The sequence below is a fragment of the Paenibacillus sp. GCM10027626 genome (assembly GCF_042676285.1).
In the GTDB taxonomy this organism is placed as follows: domain Bacteria; phylum Bacillota; class Bacilli; order Paenibacillales; family Paenibacillaceae; genus Paenibacillus_Z.
On sequence record NZ_JBHTHC010000026.1, the window covers coordinates 72837 to 95970 of the forward strand.

21 protein-coding genes are annotated in these 23134 nt (G+C 49.3%); 16 read left to right on the top strand and 5 right to left on the bottom strand.

Annotation, left to right across the window (positions count from 1 at the left end; translation table 11 throughout):
* Positions 1-8: 8 nt before the first annotated feature.
* The gene (locus ACFQ0N_RS32640) at positions 9-719 is read right to left on the bottom strand and encodes a FadR/GntR family transcriptional regulator (protein ID WP_379334301.1); all 711 of its coding nucleotides are present in this window, start codon (positions 717-719) and stop codon (positions 9-11) included.
* 154 nt (positions 720-873) lie between these two features.
* Here ACFQ0N_RS32640 and ACFQ0N_RS32645 point away from each other — a divergent pair, with 154 nt between their 5' ends.
* The 4 genes from ACFQ0N_RS32645 to ACFQ0N_RS32660 all read left to right on the top strand — a co-directional run bounded on the left by ACFQ0N_RS32645 (position 874) and on the right by ACFQ0N_RS32660 (position 4388).
* The gene (locus tag ACFQ0N_RS32645; protein ID WP_379334302.1) at positions 874-2289 is read left to right on the top strand and encodes an FAD-binding oxidoreductase; all 1416 of its coding nucleotides are present in this window, start codon (positions 874-876) and stop codon (positions 2287-2289) included.
* Positions 2282-3643 carry a (Fe-S)-binding protein gene (locus ACFQ0N_RS32650; protein WP_379334303.1) on the top strand — a complete coding sequence of 454 codons (1362 nt, stop codon included), beginning with the start codon at positions 2282-2284 and terminating at the stop codon, positions 3641-3643. Before ACFQ0N_RS32645 ends, ACFQ0N_RS32650 begins: the two co-directional genes overlap by 8 nt.
* Before the next feature lie 59 nt (positions 3644-3702).
* Positions 3703-3993, top strand: a complete 291-nt coding sequence (locus tag ACFQ0N_RS32655; protein ID WP_379334304.1) for a YqkE family protein — start codon at positions 3703-3705, stop codon at positions 3991-3993.
* Positions 3994-4127: 134 nt separating this feature from the next.
* Positions 4128-4388, top strand: coding sequence for a hypothetical protein (locus ACFQ0N_RS32660; RefSeq protein ID WP_379334305.1), 261 nt, complete (start codon positions 4128-4130; stop codon positions 4386-4388).
* A 232-nt stretch (positions 4389-4620) separates the two neighbouring features.
* On the opposite strand, the gene ACFQ0N_RS32665 is transcribed toward ACFQ0N_RS32660, so the two are convergent.
* The 3 genes from ACFQ0N_RS32665 to ACFQ0N_RS32675 all read right to left on the bottom strand — a co-directional run bounded on the left by ACFQ0N_RS32665 (position 4621) and on the right by ACFQ0N_RS32675 (position 7395).
* Positions 4621-4893 carry a hypothetical protein gene (locus tag ACFQ0N_RS32665; protein ID WP_379334306.1) on the bottom strand — a complete coding sequence of 91 codons (273 nt, stop codon included), beginning with the start codon at positions 4891-4893 and terminating at the stop codon, positions 4621-4623.
* Positions 4894-5012: 119 nt separating this feature from the next.
* The gene (locus ACFQ0N_RS32670) at positions 5013-5717 is read right to left on the bottom strand and encodes a hypothetical protein (RefSeq protein ID WP_379334307.1); all 705 of its coding nucleotides are present in this window, start codon (positions 5715-5717) and stop codon (positions 5013-5015) included.
* A gap of 655 nt (positions 5718-6372) precedes the next feature.
* Entirely contained in the window at positions 6373-7395 is a 1023-nt protein-coding gene (locus ACFQ0N_RS32675) for a LacI family DNA-binding transcriptional regulator (RefSeq protein WP_379334308.1), read from the bottom strand.
* A 289-nt stretch (positions 7396-7684) separates the two neighbouring features.
* Between ACFQ0N_RS32675 and ACFQ0N_RS32680 the strand changes: the two genes are divergently transcribed.
* From ACFQ0N_RS32680 to ACFQ0N_RS32690, 3 genes are all read left to right on the top strand, one after another.
* A complete protein-coding gene (locus ACFQ0N_RS32680) occupies positions 7685-8071 on the top strand; it encodes a hypothetical protein (protein WP_379334309.1) in 387 nt (128 codons plus the stop codon).
* Positions 8004-10298 carry a glycoside hydrolase family 2 protein gene (locus ACFQ0N_RS32685; protein ID WP_379334310.1) on the top strand — a complete coding sequence of 765 codons (2295 nt, stop codon included), beginning with the start codon at positions 8004-8006 and terminating at the stop codon, positions 10296-10298. The genes ACFQ0N_RS32680 and ACFQ0N_RS32685 overlap by 68 nt, the downstream gene beginning before the upstream one ends.
* A gap of 299 nt (positions 10299-10597) precedes the next feature.
* Positions 10598-11236, top strand: a complete 639-nt coding sequence (locus ACFQ0N_RS32690) for a phosphatase PAP2 family protein (RefSeq protein ID WP_379334311.1) — start codon at positions 10598-10600, stop codon at positions 11234-11236.
* Positions 11237-11300: 64 nt separating this feature from the next.
* Here the strand turns inward: ACFQ0N_RS32690 and ACFQ0N_RS32695 are convergent, their stop codons facing one another.
* A complete protein-coding gene (locus tag ACFQ0N_RS32695; protein ID WP_379334312.1) occupies positions 11301-11960 on the bottom strand; it encodes a GntR family transcriptional regulator in 660 nt (219 codons plus the stop codon).
* 237 nt (positions 11961-12197) lie between these two features.
* Between ACFQ0N_RS32695 and ACFQ0N_RS32700 the strand changes: the two genes are divergently transcribed.
* From ACFQ0N_RS32700 to ACFQ0N_RS32740, 9 genes are all read left to right on the top strand, one after another.
* Positions 12198-12854, top strand: coding sequence for a helix-turn-helix transcriptional regulator (locus ACFQ0N_RS32700; RefSeq protein WP_379334313.1), 657 nt, complete (start codon positions 12198-12200; stop codon positions 12852-12854).
* A 95-nt stretch (positions 12855-12949) separates the two neighbouring features.
* On the top strand, positions 12950-14428 hold the full coding sequence (locus ACFQ0N_RS32705) for an aldehyde dehydrogenase family protein (RefSeq protein ID WP_379334314.1): 1479 nt from the start codon (positions 12950-12952) through the stop codon (positions 14426-14428).
* A gap of 11 nt (positions 14429-14439) precedes the next feature.
* Positions 14440-15177: an MBL fold metallo-hydrolase gene (locus ACFQ0N_RS32710; protein ID WP_379334315.1), complete on the top strand. Its 738-nt coding sequence runs from the start codon at positions 14440-14442 to the stop codon at positions 15175-15177.
* 223 nt (positions 15178-15400) lie between these two features.
* Entirely contained in the window at positions 15401-15862 is a 462-nt protein-coding gene (locus ACFQ0N_RS32715) for a RidA family protein (protein WP_379334316.1), read from the top strand.
* 95 nt (positions 15863-15957) lie between these two features.
* Positions 15958-17052 (top strand): sugar ABC transporter substrate-binding protein, encoded by a 1095-nt coding sequence (locus ACFQ0N_RS32720; protein ID WP_379334317.1) that lies wholly within the window; start codon positions 15958-15960, stop codon positions 17050-17052.
* A gap of 44 nt (positions 17053-17096) precedes the next feature.
* Positions 17097-19604, top strand: a complete 2508-nt coding sequence (locus ACFQ0N_RS32725) for an ATP-binding cassette domain-containing protein (protein ID WP_379334318.1) — start codon at positions 17097-17099, stop codon at positions 19602-19604.
* A 38-nt stretch (positions 19605-19642) separates the two neighbouring features.
* Complete coding sequence (locus tag ACFQ0N_RS32730; protein ID WP_379334319.1) at positions 19643-20656, top strand: Gfo/Idh/MocA family protein; 1014 nt, start codon at positions 19643-19645, stop codon at positions 20654-20656.
* Between the two features lie 36 nt (positions 20657-20692).
* A complete protein-coding gene (locus ACFQ0N_RS32735; protein ID WP_379334320.1) occupies positions 20693-22141 on the top strand; it encodes an aldehyde dehydrogenase family protein in 1449 nt (482 codons plus the stop codon).
* A 4-nt stretch (positions 22142-22145) separates the two neighbouring features.
* A complete protein-coding gene (locus tag ACFQ0N_RS32740; RefSeq protein WP_379334321.1) occupies positions 22146-23132 on the top strand; it encodes an ABC transporter permease in 987 nt (328 codons plus the stop codon).
* Positions 23133-23134 lie beyond the last annotated feature (2 nt).

Consider the following 23134-nt stretch of genomic DNA (forward strand, 5'->3'; position numbering starts at 1 on the left):
GCTCCGCTTTATTTTACACTGTCGCTGTTCTCGTAGAGCACGCGTTCGACCTTGGCGATGTGGCCTTCCATTCTGGCAATCGCCAACTGCTCATCCTGTGCGGCTATCGCTTCATAGATCGCCGTATGCTCCTGAAGCAGCCGCTCGGCAGAGCGGCGTTCAGCATAAAACCACAGCGCGCGGGTATCATGCATGCTTTCGTGCAGCCGCTGGGACATGGTGCGGACGAGCTCGGTCAATACCGGATTTTGTGCGGCTTCGGCAATTTGCAGGTGAAACCGGATATCTGCCTTTTCGCCTGCCTGCTCATCCTCCAGGCAGGTCTCCATCTCGCCAAGGATCGTTCTCAGGCACTCGAGATGCGCTTCTGAGCGGTGGCGCGCCGCAAGCGCGGCACAGCCGGATTCGAGCACCTTGCGCACCTCCAAAATATGCCTGAGCGATTCTGCGCGCGAGATCCAATCTGCTGCCCCTGTTTCGGGAGAAACAGGGGCGTCCGCCTTGAGATACGTTCCGCCCCCCTGACGGATATCGAGCATCCCGACCGCCTTCAATGCGCTCAGCGCTTCCCGGATTGTGGAACGGCCTACATTGAACTCGGCTGCCAAATCCACGACGGAGGGCAGCTTGTCTCCCACCTTCCATACACCTTCAGTGATTTTCTCCTTTAATAGATTGGCAATCCATTCACTGCTTTTAAGTGGTCTTGTATGGGACACGATCGTTTACCTCGCTATATAGTAATAATGAAACCTAATTCATACAAAACAATTCGTTCAAATTTATTGTACCCGTTTTTAAAGCAATGTGGTATACTTTTCACAAAAGTCATCAGATGACCTGATTAATTTTTGTGACCGGGAGGGTTTTCCCATGTTGTCCGATAATGTGAAACGCGAGCTGCAAGCTGTAGTAGGGGAAAAGTGGTTAAAGGACGATCCTGAGTCGTTAGTGACTCATTCCTATGATGGGACACCGATGCTGCAATCGATGCCGGATGCCGTCATTTATCCGGAAAGTACGGCGCAGGTATCCGAGATTATGAAGGTTTTGCACCGCCATAAGGTGCCTCTTGTAAGCAGAGGCTCAGGGACGAATCTGTGCGGGGGCACGGTGCCTGTACAGGGCGGAGTCGTCATGGTCATGCACCGTATGAACCGCATTGTGGAGATCGATATGCAAAATTTGATGGCGACGGTACAGCCCGGACTGAACACGAAGGAGTTTATTACCCATGTGGAAGGTCTCGGATTATTTTACCCGCCTGATCCAAGCAGCATGTCCATTTCTACAATTGGCGGCAATATTGCCGAGGGCTCCGGCGGTTTGCGGGGATTGAAGTACGGGACGACCAAGGATTACGTGCTGGGGCTCGAGGCTGTGCTGGCGGACGGGCAAATTATCCGCACGGGCGGCAAGCTGATGAAGGATGTCGCAGGCTATGATTTGACGAAGCTGCTGGTCGGCTCGGAAGGAACGCTGGCTGTTATTACGGAAGCGATATTGAAATTGGTACCGCCTCCAAAATATAAGAAGACGATGCTGGCGATGTTCAAGGATATTTATGGAGCGGCGCGCACCGTATCCAGCATTATCGAGAATCAAATTATTCCGGCGACGCTGGAGTTTCTGGACCGCCCGACGATTCGCGTGGTCGATGATTTTGCCAAGCTGGGGCTGCCGCTTGATATGGAAGCGATCCTGCTGATCGAGCAGGACGGCGACGAAGAAGCGGTAGAGCGGGATATCGCGCGCATTGCCGAGATTTGCCAAAGCGAAAATGCGGACCGCATCCAAGTGGCGGAGACAGAGGAGGAGGCGCTGAAGCTGCTGACCGCAAGAAGAAGCGCCTTCACTGCGCTGGCCCGCCTGCGCCCTACGACGATTTTGGAGGATGCTACCGTGCCGCGCTCGAAAATCGCAGATATGGTGCTTGAAATTAACCGGATTGCCGAGAAGCATAAGGTGACGATCTGCACCTTCGGTCATGCAGGTGACGGCAATCTTCATCCGACAGCGACGACGGATGCCAGAGACCAGGAAGAAATTCATCGCGTAGAGGCGGCGTTTGCCGATATTTTCGAAGCGGCTATTCGTCTTGGCGGCACGATTACCGGCGAGCATGGCGTCGGCATGGTGAAGGCGCCGTTCCTGGAATGGAAGATCGGCCCGGCAGGCGTCGAGGTGATGAAGGGGATCAAGCAGGCTTTCGATCCTCACAACCTGCTCAATCCGGGCAAAATGTTCGCCAAAGCGGCACGCAAAAGGGTGGTAATAGATCATGGCTGAACAGAGAACAAAAGAAACGGATATGAGCCTGTCACTGGTTAAAAGCTTGCAGAACAAGCTGGACTATGATCAGCTGACGAACTGCATGCGCTGCGGCTTCTGCTTGCCAGCCTGTCCTACCTTTCGGGAAACCGGGGTAGAGGCCGAGTCGCCGCGGGGGCGGATTGCGCTTATGAAGGCAGCGGTCGACGGCCTTATGGAGCCGGATCACAAATTCGAGGAGCAGATGGATCATTGCCTCGGCTGCCGCGCATGCGAGCCGGCCTGTCCGGCGGGCGTGAAGTATGGCCAATTGATCGAGCAGGCGCGCGATGCGGTCGAGGATCATACCGTCCGCCACCGCTGGTGGGTCAAAGGGGCGCGCAAAATCGCTTTTGACGGCTTGTTTCCGCATCCGCGCCGGATGCGGCTGTTAGGCGGCGCGCTCAAGCTGTACCAGAAATCCGGCCTGCAAACGATCGCGCGCGGCACTGGCATTATGAATTTGTTCCCGCCGCATCTGAAGCTGATGGAGAAGATTATGCCGGATACGGCCGGTACGGGCGTGGTGAAGGAAATTGGCATGCGTCATCCGGCCAAGGGCGAGAAGCTGGGCACAGTCGGCATGTTCCGCGGCTGCATTATGGACATTATGTTTACGAAGACAAATATTAATACGGTTAAATTGTTGACCGAGGCCGGTTTTGAGGTTGTCATTCCTGACGAGCAAACCTGCTGCGGCGCCCTTCATTCGCACAGCGGCGAAGGCGATGGCGCCAAGGAGCTCGCGCGGCGCAATATTCGCGCATTTCGCGATGCCGGCGTAGATTGGATTGCGACCAATTCAGGGGGCTGCGGCGCCCTGCTGGTTGAATACGACCATTTGCTGCATGATGATGCGGAGTGGAGCGAGGATGCGGCCTGGTTTGCCAAGCAAACCATTGACGTCAGCCGTCTCGTGGTCGAACATGGGCGGGTTCCGCAGTTTGCGGCCAGCAAAGCTGGCACGCGGATTACTTACCAGGATTCCTGCCATCTGCGTAATGTGATGAAGTCTTCGGATGCGCCGCGCAAGCTGATGAAGAGTGTAGCCGGGGTGCAGTTCGTGGAAATGGTAGATTCCGACCGCTGCTGCGGCTCTGCGGGGATTTACAATCTGACACAGCCCGAGATGTCCGGAGGTATTCTGGACAAAAAGATGGAATGCGCCAAAGACACTTCCGCACAGGTGATGATCACCAGTAACCCGGGCTGTCTGCTGCAAATGAAGGCCGGCATAAGCAAGAGCGGCATGGATAAGGAAATGGAAGCAGTCCATATCGTCGATTTTCTCTATGAAAATATGGCGGCGGGATCGAGCCCGGAAAGCAAGTAGGAAGGTGTCGCCAGACAGGCTGAGCATGCTATAATAAGCATGATTAGAGGTGATGGATAATGGCGAAAGCGAAAAAGCGGCAATCAACCGCCGCGCGCAATGATCAGCGGCCTTCCTCGTCTGCTGCCCAAGGAGCAGATAAGCCTGCGACACTCAAGGATTTGCTTCGTCCGGATCTGGTGGAGAAGTTAAAGGCCCATTCCAGTGAACTGAAGGCTGCAGATGAGCAACGCAAGGAGCAGGAGCGCCAGCAAATCGAAGCAGCGCGCAAAGCGGAACAGAAGCGGCTTGAGAATGATTTTGAGCACTTATTGAATAATAGTCGGATGGATTGGCGACAACATAAATAGACGGGAAAAGAGTCAATCGTTGTTACAGGGATTGTTGCAGCATTCATGATGAAATTGACAACGCTCTGACATTGACAACATAAGGTCGGAAAGGCTATGCTATTTTTAAATCTAGAATATAGGCGGTCTGAACAATGTCCTTTAACCCGAAAATTGTGGATATTCAACCATCGGATACCAATGAGAAAACGAATCTTTACCAGTATGTTGTTACGCTTGCGGATCAATCCAAGTACCGGCTGTTTCTGAGAAAGAACCCAGAATGGAAGCTGGACAGCGCCAACCGGCTGCTGAACATTCCTTGTCCAATGTGCCGCAAAGACTACTACTGCAAGTGCATGGACAAACATTTGGAGAAGCTTGAGAGTGAATTTCTGTCCAAAATTGGCGGTTAATGTGACCGTATGCTAATGAAAGTGTCCGCAGTGCGGCCTAACGGCCATCCGGACATCTACAGAACAGGGCTGTCCCTAAGTCATCGTTGATGGCTAGGGCAGCCTTGTTTTTTTGTTTTTAAGCGGCGGCAACTGATTGTCTGGTCACCAAATCTGGCTTAACGAGAATTTTATTGCATGGTTAACCGGGATTTTCCATCCGCCAGAGCTGCAGCTTGTCTGTCTATCTTCCTCATAATTTCTTCCATGTGAGCCCCCGAATATTTTTTCTCCTACCACTATAAATGATTAGAGCGATTCCAATGATTGCAAATAAAGGTACAAAGAAATTGTCAGTAAATTCAGCTGTTTTTGGCTCAGGTACTGCCCCTGTCCCATTTCCAGCTAAGAACCCCGCAATTATTTCATGACTTGCGATATTTGTAGCTGCACGTTCAATCGTATATAATAATCCAGACAGCATAATGAAAATAGCGCCAATCAATGGAATTAATTTTGAATGCATAGCGCGATTGCCCCCAATACTTAAAAGTAGAAAGTGAAGTCCTCCTCGTATATTTTACACACAAAGCTCTCTATAAAACCCAAGAATAAAGAGGCACACAAAAAGTGTGCCTCCCTTCTTTAAAAAATATATGTCGCGAAACAAACACCTATTGGTTTATAAGCAGTCCCAGATCCTAAAAGGGAATCAGAAAACCACCCTTTACTCCATACTTCAAATTCTTTTACTAAATAAATGGGGTGGGCAATTATTTCCCCGCGTTTTCCTTTAGGAACGCTAATATTTTGGGAATCGGAGACATTAAACGTTTCAGCTACATCAAATCCGACTCCAGCAGTAACTACTGATGCATTAACACTTACAGAGGAAGAAAAGGTTGCTGAAAGCCCTTGACTAATGGTCATCGTGCCTCCTGGGGGGGAATAATAGGAATCTCTAATAACCTCTGCACCACAGGCATTGCTTGTACTTGTTACCTTAACATATAAGTCACTTGCAAACAAAGAAGGGGAAAGTGGATTTGCATCAGTTAGGGAAGAATTTGTTGTGTTTTCGCTGATTATAGGGACAACCAAAGTTACTTCCCCAATTTTATCAGGATACCGAAGACCGTTTTGTTTAGCAAATTCCTTTGGATTGTTTACCTTAATTATTTTTTTTACGGTACCATCTTTATTGATTTGATAGCTTACAGTGCCATCAACGTTTGAACAATCCATAGTTTCCAGTGGTTGATTTGGTGTAGGGGCTGCATTTGCAAATGAGGAAAATGCGAGTATTAGTACAACAGAGAAGAAAAGAAATAATTTAAATCTTTTTTTCAACAATCTTCACCCTTTCATTAATATTTGGTGTAAAATAACTGCCATGGCAACTTTATTATATTATATTTAATGCTAAATTGTCAAAAACTTCTTTTTTTGTCGCGAATATAGGAGGTTTGGGTGAATCCCTGATGAAATGCAGCTGTGTCTAGTTGTTAACAAGCATAAAACTGAAAGTGACTTTACGCAGTTGCTGACAGATATTGAAAACAGGAACTTCACGAAAAGGGCTCAATGTGATCGAAATCGCTTTATCCTTGACACAACAAACTCAAATAGCTCGTTATGACCTCGACATATTGATAAATCGGATGCTCCATTCCCTTCACTTTTGTCCGGTTTAGTCGCTTGTTCAGCTTTGTATGGGAGAGCAGCGCGTCGACTGTTGCCAGACCCGAATGTGTCCGTTAATAACATTTCCTTTAATTATACAAAATGGATTTTCATTTTGGTACCCTTTGGTGATTCTCTATTTTTCTTTTTTATTACTTCATAGATTCAGGTTATCCTGATTTGGAGAAGGTTGAGAGCGAGTTCTTGTCCAAATTCGCGGGTAATGATGGTGCAAGCTTAAGGCAACGCGTCCGCTATTGTGGGCAGTGAACATAACAGAGCTGTCCCTAAGTCATTATTAAGTCTAGGACAGCTCTGTTTTTTACTTTTTGGCGATGGCCACGGACTGTCTGCTCACCAAGTCCGGCTGAATGAGAATTTTATTGCATGGCTCGCCCGGATTTTCCATGCGCCAAAGCAGCAGCTTGACCGTCTGAACAGCAATTTGTTCTCGCGGATAATGAAGAGAAGTTAATGGCGGCGACTGCCACTGGCAAGAATCAAGGTTATCAAATCCGATGATCGATACTTGATCCGGAACCTGTATGCCCTCCGCTATGAGCGCATTGTTCAAGATGAAGGCGATTGGATCGTTGGCGCAAAAAAAGGCGGTTGGCAGCTGGGTGTAGTCGAGCTTCTCCTGTACCGTGTTGAAATGAATATTTCCGTATGAATCGGCGAAGCGGATGTCGTAAATATAGGCAGGATGGAGATCGAGCCCCCAATATTCAAGCGCATCGCAAAAGCCGCGGTAACGGGCGTGAAATCCAGGCGAGAGCTTGCTGTCTCCAATAAAGCCGATACGGAGATGGCCGTGATTGACAAAATGTTTGACCGCCAGAAAAGCGCCGTAGTAATCATCTACAAGTACGGCGTCGATTTTGGAATAAGGGAAGAAATGGTCAATGATGATTAGCGGTTTATTGGTCTTCTCCAGCTGCTCGGCAATGTTGACGGAATTTCTCCCGAACAGCAGGTGGGCGATAACCTCCGGATCGCGCATATAAGGCTCAAGCAGCAAATCAGCATCGCCGTGCGGCAATGCTTGCAGTGTAACCTGCAGGCCATATTCCTTGAAGGCTTTGTCCATAAAGAAAAAAGACGTCATCGTATGCGCCTCTGTCATAACGCGATGGTCGACCAGAAACAACACCTTGCCGGATAAGCTTTTATTTTCTGCAGGCAGATCAGTGAAATTTTTATACTTAAGCCTTTTGGCCGTATCGATGACAAGCTTCCTCGTTTCATCGCTTATACCTTCCAGCCCCCGTAAAGCCTTGGAAACAGCGGCTGTAGATAGTCCAAGCTGCTTCGATATATCGTGAAGTGTTATTTTTTTTGTCATACAAGCCTCTCAAATCCGTAGTATAACCCCCATTTTAACAATGAAATTAACTAAAATCAATGTAATAATCTAATGATTTTTGAGTTAAACTCTTTTGATTATCAAGGTATGGATTTAACAAATAAATATTTAGTTAAAAAATTAACTAAAAATATTATTGACATATTAACTTAAGGGGGCATAGTATTAACTCTAGAACCGCTTGAACTTGAGAAAGGGGTCTGTGCGATGAGGAATAATTGGAGCACTAGTGTGAAAGGGCTATGCTGCATGATGATTGAGGCTTCGCTTGTTATGGCACCGGGCATTGAACATTTTCGCCGTAGAGGTGCGCAAGTACGATCAGCATCGCGTTATTATTAGCGGAAATAGTATTCCGCGGCCGAGCGCTTGGAATCAAAAGCATCAGCGAACCTTCGATCAGGATACGGAGGAGCAGTTTGCCGAGATGCTGCTGGCAGAACACCCTGATCCGCTCAATATGCTGTCGGTTCATTTCTATTTGTGGGGAGAGCCGTGCTTACCAGCTTGCAGCGCTGCAGCAATGGAACCGGCGTTTGGGCGGAGAATAATATATCTATTAAGCATCGCAGATGGAGGAGAGAGACATGGAGAAAATAAGCTTGAGCGGAGTGTGGGAGTTGCATTGTTTTCCACAGAAATCGACTGCAGTTAAGCATCCTGCAGATTTGGCGTGGCAGTCTGAGAGGCCGATTCCCGCCGCGGTGCCGGGCAATGTGGAGCTGGATTTATACGAGGCCGGCCTTATTGCTGATCCGTATACTGGAAGCAATATTCGTCAGCTGCAAAATTATGAGCTGCATGAATGGTGGTATGTGAAGGAGTTCGATGCCCCGCAGCAAAGCGGGCGCATTGAGCTGGTTTTTCATGGCGTGGATTGCATGGCCACTTACTGGCTGAATGGTACTGAGCTGGGCACTTCAGATAATATGCTGATCGGGCATTCATTTGAAGTGACCGAATTGCTGAAGCGGGACGGAAGCAATCTGCTGCATATTCGTCTGCAGTCCCCCATCCTGGAGGCGCTGAAGTATGAATATGATCCGTCTATGCTGGCGATGGACTATAACTGGCCGCAGCTATGGGTGCGCAAAGCGGCGCACAGTTACGGCTGGGATATTATGCCGCGCGCTGTATCGGCGGGCTTGTGGCGGGAGGTCGAGCTTGTCGTACATGATGAAGCGGAGATAACGGATGTTTATTTTTATACGAAGGAGGCTGACGCCGATTCGGCTTATGTAGGCATCTACTATGAAGTGGAGATTGACCCGGCCTTGTTCCGCAAAATGTTCATCCGCTTTACCGGGCATTGCGGCGAATCTTCTTTTGTGCAGGAGTCTCGGGTCAGCTTTGCCAAAGGCTCTTGCGAGTTTGGCATACCGGAGCCGGCGTTGTGGTGGCCGCGCGGTTACGGAACGGCTCATCTTTACGAGCTGACGACCGAGCTGCTGCTGGACGGTGAAGTTTTGGCAGAGCGTAAAGATATCGTAGGGATTCGTAAGCTGGAGCTGATCAGAAGCGAGATTACGTCTCCGGACAATCCGGGCGAGTTTCGTTTTGTTATAAATGGGATGTCCATTTTTTGCAAAGGCTCGAACTGGGTACCGGCCGATATGTTCCACAGTAAAGATGCCGGACGCATCCCGGCGATGCTCGATCTGTTTGCCGATTTGAACTGCAATATGGTGCGTGTATGGGGCGGAAGCGTCTACGAGGATCATGCTTTTTTTGAGCGCTGCAGCCGGGAAGGGCTGATGGTATGGCAGGATTTCTCCCTGGCCTGCGGGCTGTATCCGCAGACGGAGCAGTTCTTTGAAAAGATCAGGAAGGAAGCCCGCTATATTGTACGAAAACTGCGCAATCATCCTTCGCTCGTGCTGTGGTGCGGCGATAACGAAATTGACCAGTTCAGCATTCATCGCCAGCTGGATCCGAATGGCAACAAAATATCGCGGGAGGTCTTGCCGGCGGTCGTAAGGCAATGTGATCCGTTCCGTCCTTACTTGCCAAGCTCCCCGTACTATTCGAGTGCGTTCTGGAAAACGAAAAATATGGCGCTGCTGCCTGAAGAGCATCTCTGGGGGCCGCGGGATTACTATAAGAGCCGCTTTTATACAGGAAGCCAGATGCACTTCATTAGCGAGATCGGCTATCACGGCTGCCCGAATTTGGAATCGATCAAAAAATTTATTGAGCCGGAGCATCTCTGGCCATGGGAAAATAATGAGCAATGGGCGCTGCACAGTTCCGATCCGATCGGGCTTGGCGGAACATGGTCATACCGGATCGAGTTGATGGCGAATCAGGTGAAGGAGCTGTTCGGCGAAGTGCCGGAGCGGATTGAAGATTTTGTGCTGGCCTCACAATTCTCTCAAGCGGAGGCCAAAAAGTTTTTCGTAGAAATGATGAGGCTGCGCAAATGGAGCAGAACCGGCATTCTGTGGTGGAATATGATCGACGGCTGGCCGCAATTTTCCGATGCTGTCGTCGATTATTACGGGGGCAAGAAGCGGGCCTATCACTATTTGAAGAGCGCCCAGCAGGATCACTGCATTATGATAGATGAGCCGAGCGATTGGCACGTAAGAGTCGTACTGGCGAATGACACCCTGGAAAGCAAACAGGGGACATACCGCATATGGGATGCTGATACGTCGGAAACTTTACTGGAAGGTACATTCACATCAGCGGTTAATGCGAATATGGCCTTAGGACGCATACGGATCTCGCATAGTCAACAGCGCATGCTTTTCATTCAATGGACGATAGACGGGCAAGTCCGATATAATCATTATCTGCTTGGTTTTCCGGCTTTTTCTCTGGAAAAGTACAGGAGTTGGGCCGCGAAGCTGGCGGAGTTGACAGAAGGGCAGACCGAATAGAAAAACTCCTTATTGCAGCGATCGTAGGGCTCGTCTGCAATAAGGAGTTTTTTTGCATCAACAGAAGGGGGGGGAGTCGTCTGGACGCCCTCCAATTCATCCAACCTCCTGTCTTCTATCTTGATATGAAAGGGAGGTAGAGCGGGAAACTGGCAGATGCCGATTTATAAGCAGGTTTAAGCAGGTATAAGCGGCTGCTTTATAAGACTTTTAGACTGGAATTCGGCCGAGCATTGCTCCTGTCTGTCAAGATGGCGTATAATAAGTTTTTGTAAACGATTAGGCTGGGAGGAAGTAACGTGAAAATAATCGGTTGGCTGCTGGCACTAGCCGGATTTTTCGGCTGGGCTGCACTTGCCACACATGAGAAGCTAGTTGATTTTGACCTATCAGTTATTGAGACCGTACAGGGCTGGGAAAATGATACCCTTACAAGTGTGATGAAAATTTTTACATTCCTAGGATCGTCAAAAGGTGTTATGATTCTCGCCTTTCTAGCAGCGGTTATATTATTCTTGGTCCTCAGGCATCGAATGGAGCTTGTGCTGCTGATTGGCTCAGTCGGCGGCGTGGCAGTGCTGAATGAAGCCTTGAAAATGCTCTATCAACGTAATCGTCCCGAGCTTCACCGGCTGATTGAAGAAACCGGCTTCAGCTTTCCGAGCGGGCACTCGATGGCGGCATTCACCTTCTATGCGGTGCTGGCTTTTCTGCTGTGGCGTCATACCAAATCGTTGCTTGGCCGTCTGCTTCTAGTCGTCCTTGCGGCAGTGATGATTGTTATGATCGGGTTAAGCCGCGTATATCTGGGGGTACATTTCCCATCCGATATTATTGGCGGCTACTGGATCAGCGCTTGCTGGACTTGGGTATGTCTATCTGCATTCCGGCAATACAAGGGCAAACGCCGACAAAATCAGTATTACGTAATGAAGTAGTTTATAGAATAAAGAGAGGCTGCCATTGGGTAGAAATTCATTCCCCAGGCAGCCTTTCTTTGCATTATAGATAAAGCAAACAGTCATCGTCGCGAATATGGCGCTCCCACAGCGCTGCGATGTCATCGTAGTTGCCGCTTTGCAAGGCGTCAATTAATGTGTAATGGTCAGCGGCCATCTGCGGGAGATTCGTTATATGGCGGCTGTTGTTCATAAAGTGCAGCCGCAGGCGGTTGGCGATGCTGCTCCAAATTTGCCGCGCATAGGAAGAGTCATCGTGGAGCAGCACAATTTGCTCGTGGAAGCGAATATCCTCTTCCACCAATACAGGCAAATCGCCGGCGGCAGCTGCTTGATCCATGCGCGCGGTAATGGCTTGCAAGCCTTCGAAAAAATCGGGCGTAAAGCGCTCAAGATGATATTTTATCGAATACAGCTCCAGTTGGAGCCGGATCGGCAGCAGCAGGTCGACAATCTCTTCCCGCTTGACATGCGCGACGAAGGTCTCTTTGTAGGGCAGGCAGGTGACCAGCCCCATCGCTTCAAGGTCGCGAATCGCTTCGCGGACAGGGCCGCGGCTAATGCCCATTTGATCGGAAATTTCCTGCTCCCGCAGCTTTTCTCCTGCCTTGATGTCTCCCCGAATAATAGCATCGCGAATATCTGCGGCAACCTTCTGACGCAACGATAATGTTTCCTGACTTTTAAATTGAAATTTGGCCATGTAAAATGCGCTCCTTGCTTTAACCTGCACCGGTTGTTTGCTGTTCTTACTATAGCGGAGTTTATTGAATAATTCAACTGACACCAATTTACGATAGATTGTTGACAATATCCTGCCGATGTATCTTGATATTGACAAAAATTTTTTTATTACTTAAAATTATTTTGTAAATACTAGTTTGAATCTCAGCCTATCAAGGAAAGAGTGGGAGACTATGCGAATAAGGAGCAAATGGTAATGATATCGGTTAAAAATATCGATGAAGCTTTTGAAATCTTGAAACCGTTGGTTAAGTTGATTGGAAGCGCTTTAGGCTCGAACTGTGAGGTCGTTCTTCATGATATGAGGAAACCGGAGAAATCCATCATTGCGATTGAGAATGGACATATTACCGGGCGAAAAGTCGGCGACTCAAGTACCAATCTCGGTCTCGAGGTGATCCGCAAGCCGGAGGAAGAAGGGGATCTTCTTAATTACTTATCCACTTCTAAAGACGGCAAAATTTTAAAATCCTCTTCCTTGTATTTTTATAACGATGAGGGACAGGCGGTTAGCTCCATCTGCATAAATTACAACATTACAGATTTTATGATGGCTTCCAATGTGCTTAACGAGTTCATCCGGACAGCCAAAAATGTGCATGAAACCTTTACCGGAGATATTAACGATGTGATCGAAACGCTGCTGAACGAAGCTGTCGACAATGTTGGCAAGCCGGTTCCTTTTATGAATAAGGAAGATAAGATGAAGCTGCTGAAGTATTTGGATGATAAAGGTGTATTTACGGTAAAACGCTCAATGGATCGAGTTGCCATGTTTTTAGATATTTCAAAGTTTACAATTTACAATTATTTGGAAGAAATACGTCTTAATAAAAATAATTATATTAAATAATACTTGCGAGCATTATAAAATCTGCCTCTCTCTGCATATGGATTTCGTTGGAAAATGGCAGGGAGGGCAGAAATGACAAAGAGAGGAAGCGAAACATGAGTACTCTTAATATTCAGAGCTTTGAGAGCAACCCGCCGGTATATAAAATGTTTATTGACGGGCAATGGGTAGAAAGTGTTGGCGGTGGAACCTTTGAATCGTACAATCCTGCAACCGAACGTGCAATCGGCCATCTGCAGCTTGGAACGCGTGAAGATGCAGTCCGGGCCATTCATGCGGCAAGGGCTGCAGCGGAGAAATTCAGGGAGACTTCTCCTTGGGAGCGCGCCGAATTGTTGAAGCGGATTGCGGCTGTAATTGCCAAACGGCAGGATGAGCTGGCGTTTTTCTTGACAATGGATCAGGGCAAGCCTTATCATAGCGAAGCCGTGTTTGAAATCCGCAATATGGTCAAAACATTCGAAGAAGCATCAGAGCAAATCAAATGGCTTGAAAGCGCTGTTATTCCTGTAGAGGATAAAAACAAACGCGTCATTTCGATCCGCCAGCCTAGAGGGGTTTATGCGATCGTAACGCCATGGAATTTTCCGTTTATGATTCCAACCGAATATCTTTCTGCGGGATTGGCTGCAGGCAATACGCTGGTATGGGTGCCGGCGCCGACGACATCCATTTGTGCCGTCAAGCTGGCCGAATGTCTGGAAGAAGCGGGGCTGCCGCAAGGAGTCGTCAACCTGGTAACGGGACGGGGAGATGTCGTTGGAGATGAAATCGTTTCCAATTCTGGAACGGATGCAATCGGCTTTACCGGAAGCACCGCGACAGGAAAGCAAATTGCCATCCGCGGGGCGGGCAAGCCGCTGCTGCTTGAACTTGGAGGCAATGGGCCGACGATCGTATTAAAGGATGCAGATCTTGAGCTTGCAGCCCGTTCCATAGCCGGCGGATGTTTCGATAATGCAGGGCAAGTATGCTCTTCAACGGAACGGATACTGGCGGATCACCGCATTTACGATGAACTGCTGGACAAATTAGTCGCTCATGCGAAAAAAATCAGGGTTGGAGATCCGTTTCATCGGGATACGACAATGGGGCCGCTCAACAATGGGCAAGTAGTGGAGAAGAATCGCGCTCATGCCGATGACGCGCTGGCCAAAGGGGCCCGTTTGCTCACAGGCGGCAAGCCGCTTAAGGGGCTGGGCAGTTCGCTATTTTTTGCGCCGACTGTTATAGCGGATCTTACATTGGATAGCTTGTACCATACCGAGGAGTCATTTGGCCCGGTAGCTCCGGTATTTCCTTTTGAGACCAATGAAGAAGCGCTCCGTATTGCCCTTGACAATCGTTGGGGGCTGGTAAATTCTGTGTTTACAACAAATTTGAAAGATGCTGTACACTTTGCGGAGAAGCTGCGAGCAGGCGTCGTCAATATTAACGATAACAGCAATTATTGGGAGCCTCATCTGCCATTCGGAGGGGCAAGCGGAAAAGCCAGCGGCCTGGGAAGAATAGGCGGCAAATATTCCATTATGGAAATGTCCGATCTGAAAACAATCACATTGGATTTGCGCTAAGGAGGGCAGCCATGCAAATATCGGAAAAGGTCGCCTTGGTCGGAAGCGGTATGTCCGGGATTGCGATTTCCCATCCGCTTGATTGCAACATTTATTTGCTTGACGGCGGAGCGGGCTATGCCTTGATTGACGCGGGAACGGGCATTGAGTCGGAACGGCTGCTGCAGCGCCTGGAGGGCTTGCAAATCGATTTAACGAAGATCACTCATCTTCTATTGACGCACGTTCATGGAGATCATGCGGGAGGGGCCGCATTTTTTCGGGACGCACTCGGTTTGAAGGTGGTCTGTCCCCGCGAGTCGGCGCCTTGGCTTGAGAATGGAGATTTGGAGCGGACAAGCGTCCGCGCAGCTGTGGCTTCTGGTCTGTATCCTGATGATTATCGTTTTTCGGCCTGTATAGTAGATCAGGCCGTAAGCGGCAATGACCGGATCCGGATCGGGGAGCTGGAGGTTCGTGTACTCGAGACGCCCGGCCATTCAAGGGGACATGTTTGCTATAAGGGGGAGTGGGCCGGACAAAAATATTTGTTCGGCGGAGATGCTGTTTTCGCCGGCGGCAAAATCTCGCTGCAAAACTTATGGGACAGCTCGATTCAAGATTATGCTGCCTCCATCCGGTTGTTGCATCAGGAGCGCCCTGATCAGCTATACCCTGGGCATGGCCCCTTTTTACTCAGCGAGGGATGGACGCCAATTGCGCAAGCATACGATTATTTCTCGAAATTGTCACTCCCTCCCAATTTATAATGGGATTTAACGCATTAATTTCTTCCAAATTATGAATATTCATTCTTTATCCCTCTTGTAAGCGCTTGAATTTGGCTGTGTTTTTTTGTGGCAAGCCAATCTATAATGCTTACAAATTATTTTTAACCAATTGACAAATATTTTTGTAATAAATAAAATATAATTGTAATCGCATACAAGATTGCGACATCATGAACGCACCAAACAGAAGGAGAGGAAGCAATTGTCACAAGTTGAGCAAAGACTAAAAGAGTTAGGCATTGAGCTGCCGGGGCCGATTGAACCGAAATTTGTATATGTTCCAGCGAAAACGTTTGGTAATTACGTTTACACATCGGGGCAAGATTGCCGGGTTAACGGGGTCTTGAAATATGAGGGGAAAGTCGGAAAAGATCTTACGGTTGAAGAGGGGAAGGATGCGGCACGGCAAACGGCGATCAACCTGCTGACAGTTTTGAAGCATCATATCGGAGATTTGGATCGCATCAAGCAATTCGTCAAGGTGCTTGGCTGGGTTAATTCCGCTGACGGTTTTACAGATCAGCCTCAAGTCATCAACGGGTGCTCGGAGCTGCTTGAGCAAGTATTCGGCGAAAAAGGCAAGCATGCGCGTTCCGCCATTTCAGCCAACGAATTGCCATTAAATACACCGGTTGAGATCGAGCTTATCGTGGAAATTGAGTAAACAGCAGCGCTTGAGAGGGGGAATGTCCGGAAGCAGACAAGTCAGTCAGAAGTTAGTAAGCAAGGATATAATTCCAATGGGAGGGCACAATAAACATGAAAAAAAATAAAATGAAAGTCATCACATTGTTATCAATGGTTACGCTCTTCGTATTTTTGACTGCTTGCGGCAGTTCTACCGGAAACGGAGGGTCCAACACTCCGGCTGGCGAGGGGGCAACTCCACCAAGCGACAGCAAAAAAGTTAAGATCGGCGTAGCCGAAATTGATTTGACCAATTCTTTCTTTGTTCGGATGAAACAGGCAGGCGACGTTGCTGCGAAGGACTACGGGGTCGAAACCGTTTGGCAAAGTTCGGACAGCTCCCTCGAAAAGCAAATCTCAATCGTTGAAAACTTTATTCAACAAAAAATGGATGCGATCCTGATCGATCCAATTGACGCGAAAGGAATTATTCCTGCAATTAAAAAAGCGAAAGAAGCCGGCATTCCTGTCATTACGATGGGCAACAAAGTGGAAGGGGACTGGAACTACAATACGTTGTACCCGGATTATGACAATATGGGGATGGTAGCGCGGGCTCTCGGAAAAGCGATGGACGGCAAAGGCCAGGTGGCGCTGCTGTCGGGTTCAGCCGGCAACTATGTGTCGGATACACGGGAAAAAGGATTTACGGATGTGTTGAAGAAGGAGTTTCCGGAAATTGAACTTGTTGGCGTACAACCAACCAACTTCGATACTTCGGAAGCGCAGCGTGTGACGGAAACATGGCTGAATAACTATCCGGACTTGAAAGCAATCGCTTTCATCAGTGATCCGCTCGGTCTTTCGGCCATTTCCGCTGCCGAAGCAAAAGGCAAGAAGCTGTTATATGGCGGTCATGATGGCGATGCTGAGATGAGCGGATTTCTTGAGGACGGTTCCTTGGTCATCGATGTATTAACGGGAGCCGAGCGGGTTGGGTACTGGAATATTGCCGCAGCCGCCAGAATTGCCAAAGGAACGAAATTCCCGACGGATCTCTTTATGCCGACACATTTTGTTTCGAGCGATGCGGTGGCACAGACTTTGAAGGACAAAGGATTGGATTATGAACATCTGACTCCGGAAGCAGCAGCAGAGATTGCGAAAGGCTACACGGCCGAGCTGGGTCCGGATCAGCCTGACGAAAGGATAAGTGGACAAAAATGATATCGGCGAAGACAGGCGTGAAACCACAACGAAGGAACGGACTAATGAAAGATCGTTCGAGCCGAATTAATATCACGCTGGTCGGAACCATTCTTCTGTTCATTGTCGCCTTTGGCATTATGCTGGATAGCTTTCTTGCTTTGGGCAACTTCATTAACATGGGACACCAAATGGCGATTACAGCTTTGATTGCCTTTGCAATGACCGCTGTAATTTTGGCAAAAGGAATCGACCTTTCGGTCGGTTCCGCTCTTGCCTTGGCCGGCATTGTAGGTGCCAAAGCCTATGAAAGCGGCATGCCTCCGGTTGCCGCCCTGCTGATCGTCATATTGACGGGGGCGGCAGTTGGCGCATTGAATGGCATTCTGGTTACGACCTTCAAAATCAGTCCGTTTATCGCTACATTCGGAACGATGGCGATGTGCAAGGGGGCTGCTCTCAGCTTATCCAATGCGAAGAGTATTTCAATTGCGGATCCGGTTATGATCTGGCTCGGATCGAAAACATTTGGATCCGTTCCATTTTCGATTATTTTCACCCTTGTTTTGCTGGCCGTCTGGTGGATCGTCTTAAATCGTACTGTTCTGGGACGGTATATTTATGCAACCGGAGGCAATGACGAGACGACGCGCGCATCGGCCATCAGCAGCAAGGGCATTCAGTTTTTGACCTACCTGTTGTCAGGGACCTCGGCAGGGATCGCGGCGATTTTGCTGATTGGCCGAGTGCAGTCGGCACAACCTCTGGCTGGAACGAATCTGCAATTCGATGTGATTACAGCTGTCGTCATCGGCGGAACGCTGCTTAGCGGCGGTGTGGGCAGCGTAATTGGCACGATGTTTGGTGCCATCCTTGTCACGATTATCCGCACAGGACTTTCTTTTTACGGCGCAAGCCAAGAAATTATTTATATCGTTACAGGTGCTATGATTTTGCTGTCGGTTATTTTGTATCAACCGAATATTTTAAAAACGCTCCGCTTATCTTCAGGGAAGTCAACAAAGTCTAGCAAGCTATCAGCGCAGTCAGGCAGTATGAATGCTCAAGGCCGGCATTCGCTGCGCCTGCGCGATATAGGTAAGCTTTACTCAGGTGTACGGGCTTTGCAAAAAGTTTCGTTTGAAATTTCATCCGGCGAAGTAGTCGCCTTGGTCGGTGAAAACGGTGCCGGCAAATCGACGCTCGTCAAAATTATGACAGGTGTCATCACACCGGAAGAAGGCGTGCTTGAGCTGGATGGCCAGCCGATCAGCCTTTCTACGCCAAAGGCGGCCAGGGAAGCGGGGATCGGCGTTATCCACCAGCACTACAGTCTCATTCCTGAGCTTACGATCTATGAGAACTTGTTTATCGGGCGGGAAGAGACGACAGGGGCCGGTGTGCTCAAACGGTCAGAGATGAAACGGATTGCCAAACGGCTGCTCGATGAATTTGAAATCCCCCTTCAGCCGGAGAGCAAGGTCAGCTCGCTGACTGTCGGACAAATGCAGCTGATCGAAGTTCTGAAGGCGACACTGGGCAACCCGTGGCTTATCATTATGGATGAACCGACATCGTCGCTTTCTAAAAGCGAAAGCGAGAAGCTGTATGAGCTGATTGACAAATTGAAAGCGAAGGGCGTTGCGATCTTTTTCATTTCGCATAAGATGGAAGAGCTTTATAAGCTATGCAGCCGGGCAGTCATTATGCGCGACGGCGAGCATGTGGGCGATGCAAACTTGCCGGAAACCGACGAACAGGCCATCATTACGATGATGGTTGGCCGCAGCATTGAAAGCGTATTTCCTTATCAGCCGGCTTCGCCGAAAAAGGTTGTACTGGATCTGGAAGGGATTGGAGACGGCGAGCGTCTGAAAGACGCTTCACTGCAGGTGCGCGAGGGCGAAATTGTCGTACTGGCCGGACTGATGGGAGCGGGACGAAGCGAAGTGCTGAACGTGCTGTTCGGTATTACAAAGCTGCGCAAAGGCTCCATTCGTATATTCGGAAAGCCCGTCATGCGGCCGATGCCGAAGAAGATGGCGGCGCTTGGATTGGCTTATGTACCGGAGGACAGGCATAAATCCGGGTTTGTCCCTATGTTCTCTATTCGCTCTAATATGTCTTTGTCGTGGCTTAGGCTGAAGCATAGATTTGGATTTATTCCTTTGAAGGAAGAAGCGGAGCTGGTGGACGATTTAATTAAGAAGCTGAACGTCCGTCCGGCAGATCCCGACAAGCATACGATCAATCTGTCGGGAGGGAATCAGCAGAAAGTTGTACTGGGCAAATGGCTGGCGACAAATCCGAAAATATTGCTGCTGGATGATCCGACCCGAGGCGTCGACGTCGGGGCCAAATCGGAAATTCACCAGTTGATAGCAGGACTCAAGTCTCAGGGAGTCGCGATTCTGATGGTATCCTCAGAATTGCCGGAGGCCCTTGGCGTAGCGGACCGTATTATCGTGATGCATGAAGGCCGTTCGGCAGGCGAGCTCGAACACGGAGCAACGGAGAACCAAGTGATGCACTATGCGCTTGGCATGCATTTGGCAGGCAAAAAGGCCGAATAAGTTCGGTTGTGTATCTATTCATTGGAGGAGAGATGATCATGGAAAGATTGAAAATGGCGGTAGTAGGCGCTGGCGTTATGGGGCAAACCCATGCAAGAACAGTTGCAGAATGCGATTCGGCGGAACTGGTTGCGATTGTGGATCTGAATGAAAAGCTGGGTAAGGAAGTCGCGCAAAAATATGGTGCGAAATATATTTCAAGCGTGGAAGAAGCGATAGCGGATGAGTCGATCCAGGCGTTTACAGTTGCCCTCCCGGACCGGCTTCATGTCGACGCTTCCGTGAAAATTTTGTTGAGCGGCAAAGCAGTCCTGCTGGAAAAGCCGATGGCCGATACATTGGCAGGCGCGCAGAAAATTGCCGAGGCGGCAAAGAAGGGCAACGCTCGTTTAATGGTAGCGCAAATTATGCGATTTGACCCCCGCTATGCGCAGGCTGCGGAAAGTATCCGCAAAGGCGAAATCGGTGAAATTGTTCATGTTAACGCCAAGCGTTTTTCCTACCAGGAGGTTGGCATCCGGATGAGAGGAACCAGCTCGGTTATGTTCTATCTCGGCGTACATGATGTAGATGCAATGCAATGGGTGACCGGCAAAAAGGTAAAAAGCGTGTATGCCCGCTCCGTCTCCAAGATCATGCCTTTGCACGGCGTAAACTCGGAAGACGCGATTTTTGCCAATTGTCTGTATGAGGACGGAGCTATTGGCAGCCTTAGCGTCTCCTGGGGGATTCCTTCCTATATGCCATCCGGTATTAATGCGGCACTTGAAATTATTGGTACGAAAGGCGTCATTCAAATCGATACGTCCGATCACGGCCTGGCAATTATAAACAGCGAAAAAATTGTTCTTCCGGATGGACTGCACTGGCCGGAAGTTCATGGCCGCATTACCGGCGATTTGAAGGATGAAGTCCAGCATTTTGTCACTTCGGTTCGCGACAACAAACCTTTCATCATTTCCGTTGAAGAAGCGCTGCAGACGGTTGCTCTCAATGACGCCATATTAAAATCGGCAGAAACGGGTGAAATCGTCGAAGTTGAATCCATTTAACAGCTGAATCTTGGCTTAAAGGAGGTCTCGGGCATTGTGATCTATCCAATGTATATTGACGGCGAATGGTATTCGGGCAGCGAATCCGGACGAAGAGAAGTCGTTAGTCCCGTAACCGGAGAAAGATTGGGTTATATTCCAATGGGAACGAGGGAGGATGCGGACAGGGCCGTTCAGGCGGCCCATCGCGCCTCCAAAACGCTTGCGAGGATGACCGTGTTTGAACGGGCAGAGCTGTGCATGAGGATTGCGGATAAGATTGAGAAAAATAAGGAAAAGCTGGCTCATCTGCTTACGATGGAGCATGGCAAGCCTTACGCGGATGCGCTTGGAGAAGTTGCCGGTGCAACTGCGTCCAGTTTTCGCGAGGCTGCAGAACAAATTAAATGGATGAATGATACGATCATTCCGCTTCGCGACCCCAATAAACGGGCGTATACGTATCGCAAGCCGAGAGGTGTCTATGGCATCATTTCTCCGTGGAATTTCCCGTTGGGCAATGCTTGTGTATATTATTTGGCTCCGGGAATCGCTGCCGGGAATGCTATCGTTTGGGTTCCGGCGCCGTCCAGCGCCGCAGTTGCCAGCGAGTTTGTAAGATGCCTGGAGGAGGCGGGATTGCCAAAAGGGACGCTGAATCTGGTCATCGGCGAAGGGCCTGTCATTGGCGATGCGGTTGTCGTTCATGAGCTGACGAGCGCGATTGGCTTTACCGGCAGTACGCCAACTGGCAATACGATTGCATCAAGGGCAAAAGCAAAGCCTTGTCTGCTGGAGCTTGGCGGCAATGGCCCTTCTATCGTTTTGGAGGATGCCGATCTGGAACAGACGGCGGAAGCGCTTGTTCGATCCAGCTTCGCAAACTCTGGGCAAGTATGTACATCAACAGAGCGGGTGCTTGTTCACGAAGCGGTTGCTGACCGCCTGCTTAAAATGATTATTGAGAAGACGAAGCAGGTCAATCTGGGCGATCCCTTTGACAGTTCCACCACAATGGGGCCTGTTCACAATCGCCAGGTGGCAGACAAGGTTCTAAGCCAGACCAAGGATGCGGTTGCCAAAGGCGCGAAATTGATTGCTGGCGGCAAAGTTCAGGAGGGGCGTCCGACCGATCTGTATCTTGAGCCGACCATTTTGGACCATGTCACGACAGATGCGCTTATCAATATGGAAGAAACATTTGGACCTGTGCTTCCGATTTTGCGGTTCAAGGATGAAGCCGAGCTTCCGGAATTGATCGCTTCAAGTCCGTTTCGGTTGTCCGCTGCTATTTTCTCGCGCAACGTCGATAAAGCGATGATGATGGCCGAGCAGCTGGAATTCGGATTTATTAACGTAAATGAAGGCGGGAGCTATTGGGATACGATGATTCCGGCGGGAGGAGCATCCGGAAGTGCAAGCGGTACGGGAAGAAGCGGGGGCAAATGGTCAATTGAAGAAATGAGCGAATTGCGTACAGTTGTCGTTCATTTCACAGGAGTGTAATAAAATGGACAACATAAAGATGAACAGAATAACCATTGCACGACTGCTTGATTTTGCTCCGCTAATTCTGCTGGTCGTCTTCTTCATTGTATTCTCGGCTATGGACAGCCGGATCATGACAGGCACGAATTTGCTTCAGGTGCTGATTCAGGCGGCGCCGATCGCGATTTTGAGTCTTGGCGCCATGATCGTGCTGATATCGGGCGGTATTGATCTGTCGGCGGGTTATGGGGTAAGCCTTTGTGCCGTTGTGGCAGGTGTTATGCTCAAAGACAACGGCTCATTGCTCGGAGCGATAGGGACGACATTGCTGGTCGGCGCTTTAATCGGCCTGTTCAACGGTTTTTTCGTCGGGAAGCTGAAGCTGCAGTCATTTATCGTAACATTGGGCTCCATGTCGGTTATTCAAGGCCTTACGTTATACCTGGCTACCAGCGGGGTTATTCTCATCACCAATCCGACACTGAAGACGCTGGGCATCAAGAGTACGCTCGGTATCCCGAATATTGTATGGATTGCCGCCATTCTCATTATCATTGCCGCTTTTCTCATCAAGAGAACCAGCTTCGGCTTGCGGACATACGGGATCGGCAGCAGTGAAGAGTCCACCCGCGTATCCGGTGTGCCGATCGTAAGGCAGCAGTATCTTATCTATATTTTTAGCGGTGTTTGTACAGCTTTGGCCGCTCTAATGCTGGTCTCCCGCGTCTCGATTGTCTCGCCGAATATCGGCGGCACAACCTTGCTGATGGATGCGATCACGGCTGCAGTCGTGGGCGGAACAAGCATTTTTGGCGGAAAAGGATCCATTGCCGGTACGCTTGTCGGGGCATTGATCATCAGTCTTATTACACAGGCGATGTCCATTTTCGGGATAAGCGCGTCCAGCCTGGACTTCTATAAAGGGATGATTATCGTCCTCGCATTGATTCTGGATACAGTGATTCGCGAATCAAAGATCGTTTTGAATAAGCGGCGCTTATCGGCATGATG

Coding starts and splice junctions, on each gene's coding strand:
- ACFQ0N_RS32645 (WP_379334302.1), top strand. CDS start 874: ATGTTGTCCGATAATGTGAAACGCGAGCTGCAAGCTGTAGTAGGGGAA.
- ACFQ0N_RS32650 (WP_379334303.1), top strand. CDS start 2,282: ATGGCTGAACAGAGAACAAAAGAAACGGATATGAGCCTGTCACTGGTT.
- ACFQ0N_RS32655 (WP_379334304.1), top strand. CDS start 3,703: ATGGCGAAAGCGAAAAAGCGGCAATCAACCGCCGCGCGCAATGATCAG.
- ACFQ0N_RS32660 (WP_379334305.1), top strand. CDS start 4,128: ATGTCCTTTAACCCGAAAATTGTGGATATTCAACCATCGGATACCAAT.
- ACFQ0N_RS32665 (WP_379334306.1), bottom strand. CDS start 4,893: ATGCATTCAAAATTAATTCCATTGATTGGCGCTATTTTCATTATGCTG.
- ACFQ0N_RS32675 (WP_379334308.1), bottom strand. CDS start 7,395: ATGACAAAAAAAATAACACTTCACGATATATCGAAGCAGCTTGGACTA.
- ACFQ0N_RS32685 (WP_379334310.1), top strand. CDS start 8,004: ATGGAGAAAATAAGCTTGAGCGGAGTGTGGGAGTTGCATTGTTTTCCA.
- ACFQ0N_RS32695 (WP_379334312.1), bottom strand. CDS start 11,960: ATGGCCAAATTTCAATTTAAAAGTCAGGAAACATTATCGTTGCGTCAG.
- ACFQ0N_RS32700 (WP_379334313.1), top strand. CDS start 12,198: ATGATATCGGTTAAAAATATCGATGAAGCTTTTGAAATCTTGAAACCG.
- ACFQ0N_RS32705 (WP_379334314.1), top strand. CDS start 12,950: ATGAGTACTCTTAATATTCAGAGCTTTGAGAGCAACCCGCCGGTATAT.
- ACFQ0N_RS32710 (WP_379334315.1), top strand. CDS start 14,440: ATGCAAATATCGGAAAAGGTCGCCTTGGTCGGAAGCGGTATGTCCGGG.
- ACFQ0N_RS32720 (WP_379334317.1), top strand. CDS start 15,958: ATGAAAAAAAATAAAATGAAAGTCATCACATTGTTATCAATGGTTACG.
- ACFQ0N_RS32725 (WP_379334318.1), top strand. CDS start 17,097: ATGAAAGATCGTTCGAGCCGAATTAATATCACGCTGGTCGGAACCATT.
- ACFQ0N_RS32730 (WP_379334319.1), top strand. CDS start 19,643: ATGGAAAGATTGAAAATGGCGGTAGTAGGCGCTGGCGTTATGGGGCAA.
- ACFQ0N_RS32740 (WP_379334321.1), top strand. CDS start 22,146: ATGGACAACATAAAGATGAACAGAATAACCATTGCACGACTGCTTGAT.